The 11367-nt window shown below is 51.3% G+C and carries 10 protein-coding genes and 1 pseudogene; 8 read left to right on the top strand and 3 right to left on the bottom strand.

Going from position 1 to position 11367, the window contains the following annotated elements; all coding sequences use genetic code 11:
* Nucleotides 1–139: 139 nt before the first annotated feature.
* The 3 genes and pseudogenes from PsAD37_RS29355 to PsAD37_RS01765 all read left to right on the top strand — a co-directional run.
* Nucleotides 140–478: pseudogene (locus tag PsAD37_RS29355) on the top strand (saccharopine dehydrogenase NADP-binding domain-containing protein); the annotation flags it as partial.
* 75 nt (nucleotides 479–553) lie between these two features.
* Nucleotides 554–1768 carry a DUF4166 domain-containing protein gene (locus PsAD37_RS29475; RefSeq protein ID WP_342633558.1) on the top strand — a complete coding sequence of 405 codons (1215 nt, stop codon included), beginning with the start codon at nucleotides 554–556 and terminating at the stop codon, nucleotides 1766–1768.
* A gap of 383 nt (nucleotides 1769–2151) precedes the next feature.
* Nucleotides 2152–2799: a DUF1062 domain-containing protein gene (locus PsAD37_RS01765; RefSeq protein WP_084407631.1), complete on the top strand. Its 648-nt coding sequence runs from the start codon at nucleotides 2152–2154 to the stop codon at nucleotides 2797–2799.
* Nucleotides 2800–2871: 72 nt separating this feature from the next.
* On the opposite strand, the gene PsAD37_RS01760 is transcribed toward PsAD37_RS01765, so the two are convergent.
* A complete protein-coding gene (locus PsAD37_RS01760; RefSeq protein WP_063294680.1) occupies nucleotides 2872–4257 on the bottom strand; it encodes a PLP-dependent aminotransferase family protein in 1386 nt (461 codons plus the stop codon).
* A 117-nt stretch (nucleotides 4258–4374) separates the two neighbouring features.
* Here PsAD37_RS01760 and PsAD37_RS01755 point away from each other — a divergent pair, with 117 nt between their 5' ends.
* Nucleotides 4375–5250, top strand: coding sequence for a DMT family transporter (locus PsAD37_RS01755; RefSeq protein WP_063294683.1), 876 nt, complete (start codon nucleotides 4375–4377; stop codon nucleotides 5248–5250).
* 51 nt (nucleotides 5251–5301) lie between these two features.
* On the opposite strand, the gene PsAD37_RS01750 is transcribed toward PsAD37_RS01755, so the two are convergent.
* Entirely contained in the window at nucleotides 5302–6303 is a 1002-nt protein-coding gene (locus PsAD37_RS01750; RefSeq protein ID WP_063294679.1) for a succinylglutamate desuccinylase/aspartoacylase family protein, read from the bottom strand.
* 186 nt (nucleotides 6304–6489) lie between these two features.
* Here PsAD37_RS01750 and PsAD37_RS01745 point away from each other — a divergent pair, with 186 nt between their 5' ends.
* Both PsAD37_RS01745 and PsAD37_RS01740 read left to right on the top strand, forming a co-directional pair.
* Nucleotides 6490–7263, top strand: a complete 774-nt coding sequence (locus tag PsAD37_RS01745; RefSeq protein WP_063294678.1) for a class I SAM-dependent methyltransferase — start codon at nucleotides 6490–6492, stop codon at nucleotides 7261–7263.
* 141 nt (nucleotides 7264–7404) lie between these two features.
* Complete coding sequence (locus PsAD37_RS01740) at nucleotides 7405–8595, top strand: sodium:proton antiporter (protein WP_063294677.1); 1191 nt, start codon at nucleotides 7405–7407, stop codon at nucleotides 8593–8595.
* Between the two features lie 43 nt (nucleotides 8596–8638).
* Here PsAD37_RS01740 and PsAD37_RS01735 read toward each other — a convergent pair whose 3' ends face one another.
* Nucleotides 8639–9271: a M48 family metallopeptidase gene (locus tag PsAD37_RS01735; protein ID WP_153039661.1), complete on the bottom strand. Its 633-nt coding sequence runs from the start codon at nucleotides 9269–9271 to the stop codon at nucleotides 8639–8641.
* Between the two features lie 165 nt (nucleotides 9272–9436).
* Here PsAD37_RS01735 and PsAD37_RS01730 point away from each other — a divergent pair, with 165 nt between their 5' ends.
* Both PsAD37_RS01730 and PsAD37_RS01725 read left to right on the top strand, forming a co-directional pair.
* Nucleotides 9437–10021 carry a TetR/AcrR family transcriptional regulator gene (locus tag PsAD37_RS01730; RefSeq protein WP_208991634.1) on the top strand — a complete coding sequence of 195 codons (585 nt, stop codon included), beginning with the start codon at nucleotides 9437–9439 and terminating at the stop codon, nucleotides 10019–10021.
* 149 nt (nucleotides 10022–10170) lie between these two features.
* Nucleotides 10171–11226 (top strand): DUF418 domain-containing protein, encoded by a 1056-nt coding sequence (locus PsAD37_RS01725; protein WP_063294675.1) that lies wholly within the window; start codon nucleotides 10171–10173, stop codon nucleotides 11224–11226.
* Nucleotides 11227–11367: the final 141 nt, after the last annotated feature.

Raw genomic sequence — 11367 nt, 5'->3', positions numbered from 1 at the left:
AGCAAGAAGTTATCAAGCACTGTGGCAGGCCGTAGGCCAAGTCTGCGACCTCTTCACAAAGCAAGAGTGCAACAACTTCTTCAAAACAGCTGGATACATGACCGATTAAACGCGACAAGCTCTAGGCGGCTACGGGGTCTTTGGTGGACGACTGATCGAACTTCTTTTAAATATTGAGAGTATCGAGATTGTCGTTTCTGGACGTGATCGTAATAAGGCTAAAGATTTCTGCAAAAAACACACTGGTGATGCAACACTCACCCCTTTAGCTTTAGATCGCACGGATATTGCTCTCCATCTACCGGAAATAAAGCCTGATATTGTAATTGATGCCTCAGGCCCGTTTCAGGCCTACGGTCAAAACAGATATGCCACCGTTGAAGCCTGTATTGCAGCTAAAGTGAACTATCTTGACTTTGCAGATGCCGCAGATTTTGTTTTCGGTGTTTCACAGTTTGACCAACAGGCAAAGACCGCCGGGATTTTTGTGATTTCTGGCGTGAGCAGTTTTCCGGTTCTGACGGCAAGTGTCCTTCGAGTAATCTCTAAGACGATGGAGATACACCACGTGACTGGAGGTATTGCACCATCTCCATTTGCGGGAGTTGGTCTCAACGTAATGCGCGCGATTGTTGGTTACGCTGGTTCGCCAATCACGCTGTTTCGTGAGGGCAAGCGTGCACAAGCAATTGGTCTTGCTGAAACGCGGCGCTACACGATCTCTGTACCGGGCAAATTGCCCATGAGAAATACCCATTTTTCGCTTGTCGACGTGCCTGACCTGCAAGTCCTGCCACCTGAGCATTCTACAATGCAGTCAATCTGGATGGGGGCGGGACCTATTCCTGAAGTCCTGCATAAGATGTTAAACTGGATGGCTCGGATGCGGTCAACACTCAGGCTTCCATCTTTTGAGCCACTATCTCCACTTTTCTATCGGGTGCTGAATCTCTTTAAGTTTGGCGAGCATAGAGGCGGCATGTTTGTTCATGTAAGCGGTGCAGCGAATAATAAGCCCGTCGAACAGTCATGGCATATGTTGGCCGAAGGTGACGATGGCCCCTATATTCCGTCCATGGCAATCGAAGCAATTATTCGCAAAATTGTTGCAGGAGAAATGCCCGAAGCAGGTGCAAGATCTGCGACCCGGGAACTGGAGCTGGAAGACTATAGCAAGCTCTTTGCAACAAGGCCGATTAGCATGGGCTTCCGGCAGGATCAAAGGGACGAGCTCAACCCGTTCAAACAAGTGCTTGGTAGCGCATTCAATCTTCTGCCAACTACGTTACAGGACTTTCATGGTTCAGGCCAAAAACAAACGTGGCAAGGTCAGGCAGTAGTTCATCGAGGCTCAGGACTGCTTTCGAAAATGATAGGTCGTGTGTTCGGTTTTCCCAAAACGAACGACGCGGCGAATGTGCGTGTCACCCAGATTCCAGATGAAAATGGTCTAAGCTGGACCCGGTCGTTTGATGGAAAAGAATTTGAATCTTTTCTGAAAGTGGGTAGAGGAAAAGACAGTTACCTTCTGAGTGAACAATTTGGACCCGTGAAGGTTGCTCTGGCACTCGTCTTAGATGAGGGAAAGCTGCGCTTTGTTCCTCGGAGATGGTCTATATTCTCAATACCGATGCCACGAATTCTGCTACCTCACGGAGAGAGCTTTGAGCAAGAGACGGATGGGCGGTTTTCGTTTGATGTCCAGATTTCAGCTCCAGTGGTAGGGCACATCGTTTCCTGTAAAGGTTACCTCGAACCAGAGACTTAGTGCCCGTAAATAGCCTTTACACCTAAGTAAATGTGGCAGTAAAGCTACAGCAAGATCTCGGAAAATTCCGTAGCGTTCAAAGTCTCTTTCGCTGATTGGCGTGTTTTGCTAGAGCTTGACTGCCTAGTTAACAACGTGAGAAATCAATTTTGCCTATGTAATCACCGGTCTCTTTTAGCCTATCATTGTTCTGCAAAAGATACTCTTTTGCGGCGCGCTTTCTGTTGCGCGGATGGTGGCATGAGACCGGTTTGGCCTCGTGATTTCTGGCACTGTCCTTGCGCATTTTTGCGCGCTGCTTTCTATAAAATCCTTAGCCTTACCGTGTGCTGTAACGGCGTCATGCTGCGCATCCGCTTTTTGACAAGTGGAAATCCAAAAACATGTCGAAATTGCTTAAATGCGTCTGGACGCTTCAACCAGAAAACCCACCATACCCGATTATTCCCTGCAAGAACTGCGGAGTTCTTAAGCTCTTCAAACCATCAGGGAAGTTCCGTCTCAATGCAAATGGCACCAGACTGGACGCATGGCTTATCTACAAATGCATGACCTGCGATGCCACGTGGAATCGCCCGATAATCGAACGCCGCAACCGCAAGCAGATCGCGCCGGATTTACTGGGAGCACTGCAAATTAATTGCCCTGAGCAAGTGAAAAGGTATGCTTTTGATAAAACGGGTTTGCCCGCCGTAGCTGCGCCACGAGAAGGCGAAGCGTCGATTGCCGTTCATAAGCAAATCGTGGAAAGCACAGTACAGGACTGGACAGACCTTGAAATCACCCTGAACGCAGCAGTGCCTGTCAACCTGAGACTGGACAGACTGCTCGCTCAGGAACTGGGAATATCACGAAATGCCGTGAAACAGCTTGCCAGGCGAGGTGGTCTTCTTGACGGAAATGACGAGCCTCTTCAATTGAAGAAACCTGCCAGACACGGCACACTCATCTGTGTTCAGCTTACGGACCAAGTTGCCTTGAAAACACAGATAAAATCAGCCTTGATCGCAGATGAAGTTGTAGCGTTGTGATCTCAACCACAAGCTCTTGGAGCGAAGCTTTGGGAGCTTGTGGTGCACTAAAACAGGGCAACCAGAAAGTCTCTAAAGATTGCACATCACGTCTGCAAGTATCTCATAGGTCATCGGGTTCCCCATCTGGCTGACGTTGAAGCGCATGAACTGGCCCATGGATTGGGTTGGGCTGAAAACATCACCTGGAGCGAGAACCATGTTTTGCTGCAAGGCTGCACGGGCGAGTTCGGCTGAATCAATGCCTTCGGGCAGGGAGCACCAGAGGTAAAAGCCGCCTTCTGGCATCAGCCAGGTCTGAATACCCAATTCAGCAAGATTGGCAGAAACCTCGCGCCGTGTTTTGGCAAGGCGAATGCGCAGGGCCTCCATGTGTTTTCGGTAGGACCCATCGCTCAGGCAGGCATAAATCAGCTCCGTGGTAATCGGGCTTGGACCCCCGAAGTTCGTGGCCACCTGAAGATCAACCAGAGCTTCAATCCATTCTGGTTTGGCAGCGATGTATCCGCAACGTGCAGAAGCTGAAAGTGTCTTTGAAAAACTGCCAAGACGGATCACGCGATCAAAGCCACCCAAGGCAGTCAACCGCGGTGTTATTTCTGGTAGAAACTCAGAAAATACATCATCCTCAATAAGGATGAGATCATGCCGAGCTGCGATACTCAGGATCTTATGAGCACCTTGAGGAGAGAGGGTGACCCCCGTTGGGTTATGCAAGGAGGTGTTGGAGATGTAAAAACGCGGCTTATGCTCCACAACAGCTTGCTCAAACTGCTCACAATCCATGCCTGTCTTGGTGTAGGGCACGCTCACAATCTCAACCTGATGCGCTTTCAGGATTGCCTGAAAATTGAAGTAACACGGGTCACTGACAAGAACTTTGTCTCCGGGGCGCAGCAAAAACCGGCACAACAGGTCAATAGATTGGGTAGCAGAGCCGGTCAGCAAAATCTGGTTCGGATCAACCTCAATCCCTTCTGCCGCAAACTGCCTAGCCTGCAACCGTCTCAGATTGCTGGCACCTCGTGTACTCGCATAATCTGATAGCAAGTGATCATCCGCCTTGCTCAAATTACGAATGGCTTTGCGTAGGGATGCGTTCGGCATCCAATCTGCAGGCATCCAGCCACATCCGGGTTTGAGCATATCCAGTCCGGTATCCAGCGATTGACGCGAGACCCAGAACGGGTCGATCTCCCTGTCCAGATGCGGCCCAATCTCTGAAACTGTAAAGGGCTGTGTTTTTGGGGAGACATAAAACCCAGCCCCTTTGCGCGCAAAGATAATCCCTTCGGCAGCAAGCCGGTCATAAGCCTCAACCACAGTGGAGGCGGAGACCTTCATTGTGGAGGCAAAGCCCCGGATGCTTGGCAGTTTCTCACCCGGTTCCAACGCACGACTGCTGATCTTGCTGCGCACCGCCTGCATCACACGTTGTGTTTGCTGCCCATAAGCCATTTTACATCTCACCTGCTGTATTGATGATTGTAGCAGTACAGTTTCTCGTAATTGTATTGTTTTGTGGCTGTTGTGCCTAGCCCCACCTCGATAAAAAACGGAAAACGGAGGTGAATGATGCAAGCATCACTGGCACAAAGAAGCTCAGCGGGCTGGGGAAACGGTCTGCTCGGAGTCATAATTTTCAGCGGCTCCTTGCCTGCAACACGTACAGCAGTCGCCGGATTTGATCCATTTTTTCTGACAAGCATTCGGGCGGTGATTGCTGCACTGCTGGGTATTGCGTTGCTGAGCGTGTTGAGGCAGCCGTTCCCAAAGCGGCAGGATATCATGTCCTTGGCAGTCGTTGCCCTCGGTGTGGTGATAGGCTTCCCGCTACTTTCTGCATTAGCCCTCGCACAGATGACGGCAGCGCAGTCGCTGGTTCTGATGGGCATTTTACCATTCTCGACAGCTATCTTCGCTGTTTTGAGAGGAGGGGAAAGACCAAAGCCATTCTTTTGGGTGTTCTCAGGCGTCGGCAGTCTGGCAGTGGCGGCGTTCGCGCTTTCACAAGATGCAGAAGGTTCACTGCTCGGCTCTATTTACATGTTTGGCGCAATTATCGTGTGTGGCCTTGGATATGCGGAAGGGGCAACACTCTCAAGAAAGCTTGGGGGGTGGCAAGTCATTTCATGGGCGCTTGCGCTGGCTCTTCCAGTCATGCTGATCGCTGCAATCCTGAGTGTACCTGCTCAGCTGCCAGATAGTCAGTCCACTGCGTGGTACGGCCTCATGTACGTTTCCGTCTTCTCCATGCTGGTGGGGTTTGTGTTCTGGTACCGCGGGCTGGCATTAGGCGGCGCTGCAGGTGTTGGCCAGCTCATGCTCTTGCAACCGTTCTTCGGCCTCATGCTCGCGGCGCTGCTGCTTCAGGAGACGATCTCTTCAATGATGATTGCAGCGACAGTTGTTGTGGTTGGGTGTGTTGTCGGTGCCAAACGATATGCGTAAATGAAAGGCGAGAGCAGGCCGATATAAAGCTGTCTGCTCTCACTTGGTAGTCTATACCCGCCGCAGGATCTGTACGATGGTCGCGCCCGGCTCTCGCAAAGGAGTTGTGCAAACAGAAAGCACGCGCCCATCACAAGGTGCAGTGTACTTTGCAACAACATCGCCGAAAGCGTTTGTCATGGTGGCAACCAGCTGATCTTTGGAAACCTCCTGATTGAGCTGCACCATCACACGGGCAAATCCACCAGTATCTGCAGTGATCGACACATCGTCGTTCCCCACATAGCTTTCGATCCCAAGCAGGTTCACTTTACCCGCAATCATGCGGTAGTCGATCATAGTGTTCAAAATGCCCTGAACGCCGCGTTGGGTCATATCCGGGTCAAACACATTGGCACAGCCAAGCTCAACCGTGAGCGATGGAATACCGGCCCGAACCAACTCAGTCTCAACTGAACCGTCAATACCATCATCTTCTAGGATCTGATCTGCTGGCTGAAGCGCTGCCAGACGGCACACATCTGCACTGCGAAAATCAGCAAAGAGAAACAGCGGAAACGCAGTGCCGGTTGACTGTGTATGCAGGTCCAGAAAGATGTCCGCATTGCCCATATAAAGATTATGCCAAAGCGCATAGGCAAACCGGCTTCCCGCATTCGAGCTTTTTGCATCCCCCGGCATCATGCGGTTGAGGTTTGTGAACGTCAGCGTGTCATTCTGCGAAGGGTAGTAGCGTGAGGCCTGCTGCATGCCCGGAGGGTTTGCGCCCGGTACCAGTACCACAGTCCCCTTCAGCGTATCAGGGTCCAGATGTGGCAAGACTTGGTGGATCACATCCACCCCCTGAACCTCATCCCCATGCAGCGTTGACTGAATGAATAGCTTTGTTCCGGGCTCCGCCCCCTTGATTACAATCACCGGAATACGGTGGTAATTTCCCAAGGAGTCTGTGGAGGCTTTAAAGAAGAAACGATGTTTCCCAGTAGCAAGCTCATCAACACTGAGTTCTTCGATGACGGGTACACCATCAATGATATCATTCGTTGTTTTCATGGAAGAAACCTACCGTGCTCGACACAGATGGAACAAGTGAGTTTACATCAAACATCACAATGTTGATTAGCCTGAGTATCTGAAACTGAACAACCCACCTTCAAGTGTCTGATGCATGATTTGCTAATAACAACTTGAGATATGTTTAATTTTTGTATACTTATGTATTCAAAGTTGAGGTGCTTTATGAATATTGCAAGTGATCACGCATTCTCCGGCCTGCAGAAAATCTATGACCAAGCTCGCCCGCGCTACCCACAGGATGCGATAGATCACATCGTGGATCTGTTGGAGATGTCTAAAGGTGAAGAGCAGGGGCATCTACTGGATGTTGGCTGCGGTACCGGAATTTTGACGCGCCAACTTCAAGGGCTGTCACCAGGTAGCAAGTTTACAGGATGCGACGTCAACGAAGACATGCTGTCTCAGGCAAAAGCAAGGGATAAGGCAGGTGAAATGTTTTGGCATCAATCCGCTGCTGAAAAGCTTCCGTTCGAAGACAGTGCCTTTCATCTCATCACCGTCGCCCAGGCCGCACAATGGTTTGATCGACCGAAGTTCTACCGGGAAGCACAGCGTGTTCTCACCTCACGAGGGTATCTGGTGATTATTGAGAACAACCGGCAGCTGGACGGCAGCGCTTTCATGCACGCCTATGAAACCTTAATCGAAACGCACAACACCAGTTACTCCAGAGATTACCGCAGGTTCGATTATGCGCAGGAGATGCAGAAGGCAGGCTTTGCTCAGGCAACTGTTCGGCGGTACCCTTGGTCCCGTTCCATGTCACATCAGGATTTTGTTGAAATGGCCAAATCCTCCTCAAAAGTTCAAACTGCGATCAAAGCAAGCAATGGTGTTTTCCTGATTGAGCTTGATCAGATCCTGCAAGAACATTGGGGGGAGGCCGAGCAAATCGTGATTGATTATTCGACGCAGGTCTTCGCTGGGCATAAATGAGACTGTTGAGACGCTCAGGCAAATCGGCTTGTGCAGCTTAAACCAATGCAAAGACTATCTTCTTAGAGTGTCGGGAATGCGCAACTTAAAGGCGATCCACTGAACACGGATGGTGGACACTGCCGGGATTAAAATGGCCAAATGTCCTATCAAAATCTGACCGTCATCTTTGCAGTGGTTTTTTTGTACAGTGTGATGAGCCGACGGCTGGAGCAAAAGCCGATCAATGGAGCATTGCTGTTTTGCATCATTGGCTTTTTGCTTGGCAATGACGGGTTGGGGTGGTTTCAGGTCAAGCTCACCAATGAATCTATCAAGACACTGGCCGAGTTGGCCCTTGCCATTGTTTTGTTTACGGATGCAGCCAAAGCAAATCTCAAAGTCCTTGCCACCAATATTGACTTGCCACGACGGCTCCTCTTGGTTGGCTTGCCGCTCACAATCATATTTGGCATCGGAGCCGGGATGGCGTTATTGCCACAACTCCCTGTCATCGAGATTGCAATTCTGGCTGCTTTACTCGCTCCAACGGATGCCGCGCTTGGCAAGGCCGTGGTGACAGATCCCTCTGTACCAGCCAAGATCAGAGGAACTCTGAATGCCGAAAGCGGGTTAAACGACGGCATCTGCGTTCCAATTGTGTTTTCTCTCCTCCCAATTGCAGCTGATCCATCCCTGATAAGCCACCTGAACAAAATGGCCGCGCAATTGCTTGCTGAGCAGATTGGCCTGGGTGTTCTAGTGGGGATTGGTATTGCCATTCTTGCTGGGCAGATCATTGATTACTCTTTCCAGACCAAGGAGCAATCCAAAACGTGGGAGCAGGTGACTGTCGTCGCTCTAGCGATCTGCTGCTTTTCAGTCGCGCAACTGGCAGGTGGCAGCGGGTTCATCGCGGCCTTTGTGGGCGGTATTGTTTTCGGCTGGTTGGAGAAGCCTTACAAAGAGCAACTCCTGGATTCAGCAGAAGGAATAGGGGACTCGCTCTCCCTCATGACATGGCTCATTTTTGGTGCAGCTATCATCGGCTCAGTCCTGCACGAGTTCACTTGGGAAATCCTGGCCTACTCCATCCTGAGCTTGACGGTCGTCAGAATTTTGCCTGTCCTTTTCGTCTTGCGCGGTGAGCCTTTGAGCACAAAAGAAAAGCTCTTTATTGGTTGGTTTGGCCCACGAGGTCTGGCAAGCATCGTCTTTGCTATTATCGTGCTGGATGCGAACCTGCCGGGCAGCTCCGTCATCGCATCAACTGCCGTAACCACCATTGGCCTCAGCGTTATCCTGCACGGACTAACAGCGCATTCCTTCATCAAAGCATTGAAGAAAAAGTAGTAGGAGAGGGGCTGGCAAGAGGTTATCTCGCCAGCACATCAGATCAGTCGATCATTTTTGCATGCAGTGCTTCGTTATTAGGAAAGTGCTGCAGGCCTTCTGTCCAGATGTCTTTGGCAGTCAGAAAGTCCCGCTTCTGCTCATAAATCGCCCCAAGCACCAGATACGGGTACACATGATGCCAGTTGGACTTGGTTTTCTGCTGCGCCTCAATCATGGACTTCAGGATTTTGATGGAGGAAGCCTCCTGATCCCGCTTATGAGAGAAGCCATAGAGTGTCGCTTTCCCAAGCCACGCGCCCCAGCTGGCCTTATCTTGACTCAGTGCTTGATCAAAATAAACATCAGCACGGGCTGCCAACTCAGCCATCTCGCCTTCATCCTCCGACATATAGGCCCCATACGTCAGAAGCGTGCCATACCTGGCAATCAATTCCGGATTGCTGTTGGAGGAAATGTCCTTGTCCAGCAACTCAACTGTCTTTTTGAAGCTCTTGGAAGAAACCAGCTGAACCACCAGCAGCTCCCCATCCGGGCTCCACAGAGAGGTTGTCTTTATCTTACTCAAACCCTGTTGTGGGCTGATATGCTGCTGTGTTGCGCCATTCTTATCCCATGAGAACGCCCAGGGCACCCAATGGTCAGCCAAGGCTGGCGGGCTAATAATCACGCTCATGAAGAGAGCCGGTGCCACAAAGCAAGCTTGGCACATTCTTTTGATAATACTCATAAAAAATCCGTCGTATTGAGAAGAAACATGGGTTTTTAACCTTCTTATTTCCTGCAGAAAATTACAGGACCTTTATTGACAGTTGTGTATCTAATGATACATATAAGTATCATGTCGATACCATTGAACAACACCACAAAAGACAAACTGCTGGAAGCAGCCGTACGTGTGCTCAACAATCAGCCACGGGCGTCTCTGGCAGATATTGCAGAGGCCGCAGGCGTAAAGCGCGTAACTCTTCACCGTGTTATTGGCACACGTGAGGAATTGCTGCGTGACGTGGCCTTGCGCGCTTTAGACCAGATGGACGAAGCGTCTTATGCAGCCATCAAAGGCAAGCGCAAAGCGTTTGAACAGCTCAAAGCCATTGTAGGCGCTCTGGTGCCTTATGCAGATTCTTGTCACTTCCTCTGGAAGAATCCAGACGTGTGGGATGATCCCGAAATTGCTAGAGAAATCAAGCGCCACGACAAGGAACTCTGTGATTTAATTGATCGCGCAAAGGATGAAGGCGACATTCTCTCCTTCATCCCAAACAGCTGGATCATCGCCTCGCTGGACGCTGTTTTGTATGCAGCAGCAAGCACATCACAGGCCGGAAACATCGCAACCAATGATGCCAGCGCACTTGCAATTCAAACCTTGTTTGGCGGCATTACGAAGAAGGTAAAGGGCATGCAACCCGTTGGGGGTTAGAGCGTGTTCCGTTTGATTGGATTCAAGCAAACGAAAAGAATTCGCTCCGACAAAGATGTTAGAGTGCGGTGCGTGAATGTAAATGAACGCGGCGTGCTCTGGGAGGCAGAACGAACAGTATAGGCCATATCAGGTCGGATAGGAACGTGATGGCTGCAGCAACTAAAATCGGGCGACTGGAGGGGCTGGACCTTGCCAGGTTCATCGCCTTCGTGGGTATGGTGATTGTCAACTTCTCCATCGTGATGGGCGCAGAAGGCGCTGAGGGTATTCTCAGCAACATCATCTACGCACTGGAAGGACGCGCTGCAGCCACCTTCGTCGTGCTGGCAGGCATAGGCCTTGGTCTGGCGGGGATGAAAGGGGAGCTTAATCTCACCATCTTCACCACGGTCAAACGCGCTGCCTTCCTGCTCGTGCTCGGCCTGCTCAACATGCTCATTTTTGATGCTGACATCCTGCACTACTACGCGTTTTACTTCCTCTTCGGCGCTCTGCTGCTGCCAGTGAGCACCCGCGCTCTGGGCTGGCTCATTGCGGGTCTGGTGGCCACCTCTGTGCTCATGGTCATCCTGCTGGATTATGACGCTGGCTGGAACTGGACCGACCTGACCTATCCTGAGTTCTGGACACCGGTCGGCTTCCTCCGCAATCTGTTCTTCAACGGCTGGCATCCGGTTATCCCGTGGCTCGGGTTCCTGCTGTTTGGCGTGATGCTCAGCCGCTCGAACCTCTCCTCCACCAAAACGCAAGATGCGCTCATGTTCGGCGGCCTTCTGGTCTTCCTGTTCGTCAACGCTGTCAGCGCTTACCTGCAACCGCTCATCGCGATGGTAGAGCCGGAACTGGCCGATCTGGTGGGCACAAGCCCGGTGCCGCCAATGCCGTTTTACCTGATGGCTGGCATGTCCGTCGCCTCCATGGTCGTTGGCGTATGCCTGCGCGCAGCCCCAATGTTGAAAAGCTCCGGCGTGTTGACCGTCCTCAACCCCGCAGGCCGCCAGACCCTCACGCTCTACCTCGCCCACATCCTACTCGGCATGGGCGTGATGGAAGAACTCGGCCTGCTCGGCGGCCAAACCCCGCAGGCAGCCTTCCTCGCCTCCGTCATTTTCTGCGCTACAGCAGTTATCTACGCTCTCATCTGGAGCCAGTTCTTCAAACGCGGCCCAATCGAAGCCCTCATGCGCAAAGTTGCCGGATAGTCCTCCCGCTCCTCTGTCAATGAGCGTTCAAAATTGATCCGGCATCATCATTTAAAATTGACCCACCTTGGTTGGCACAAATCCAGCAGGCGAACAGCTCTCATCTAGCAGGTTCGTCTGCTGGCTTTGTGCCAACCAAGG

It is taken from the genome of Pseudovibrio sp. Ad37 (genome assembly GCF_001623075.1).
In the GTDB taxonomy this organism is placed as follows: domain Bacteria; phylum Pseudomonadota; class Alphaproteobacteria; order Rhizobiales; family Stappiaceae; genus Pseudovibrio.
Note: the sequence above shows the minus strand (reverse complement) of the source record. Positions and strands in the feature narration are given on the sequence as shown.

What these genes read in the sequence shown, in the direction of transcription:
- PsAD37_RS29475 (WP_342633558.1), top strand. Translation starts at nt 554, where the DNA reads ATGGAGATACACCACGTGACTGGAGGTATTGCACCATCTCCATTTGCG.
- PsAD37_RS01765 (WP_084407631.1), top strand. Translation starts at nt 2,152, where the DNA reads ATGTCGAAATTGCTTAAATGCGTCTGGACGCTTCAACCAGAAAACCCA.
- PsAD37_RS01760 (WP_063294680.1), bottom strand. Translation starts at nt 4,257, where the DNA reads ATGGCTTATGGGCAGCAAACACAACGTGTGATGCAGGCGGTGCGCAGC.
- PsAD37_RS01755 (WP_063294683.1), top strand. Translation starts at nt 4,375, where the DNA reads ATGCAAGCATCACTGGCACAAAGAAGCTCAGCGGGCTGGGGAAACGGT.
- PsAD37_RS01750 (WP_063294679.1), bottom strand. Translation starts at nt 6,303, where the DNA reads ATGAAAACAACGAATGATATCATTGATGGTGTACCCGTCATCGAAGAA.
- PsAD37_RS01745 (WP_063294678.1), top strand. Translation starts at nt 6,490, where the DNA reads ATGAATATTGCAAGTGATCACGCATTCTCCGGCCTGCAGAAAATCTAT.
- PsAD37_RS01740 (WP_063294677.1), top strand. Translation starts at nt 7,405, where the DNA reads ATGTCCTATCAAAATCTGACCGTCATCTTTGCAGTGGTTTTTTTGTAC.
- PsAD37_RS01735 (WP_153039661.1), bottom strand. Translation starts at nt 9,271, where the DNA reads ATGAGCGTGATTATTAGCCCGCCAGCCTTGGCTGACCATTGGGTGCCC.
- PsAD37_RS01730 (WP_208991634.1), top strand. Translation starts at nt 9,437, where the DNA reads ATGTCGATACCATTGAACAACACCACAAAAGACAAACTGCTGGAAGCA.
- PsAD37_RS01725 (WP_063294675.1), top strand. Translation starts at nt 10,171, where the DNA reads ATGGCTGCAGCAACTAAAATCGGGCGACTGGAGGGGCTGGACCTTGCC.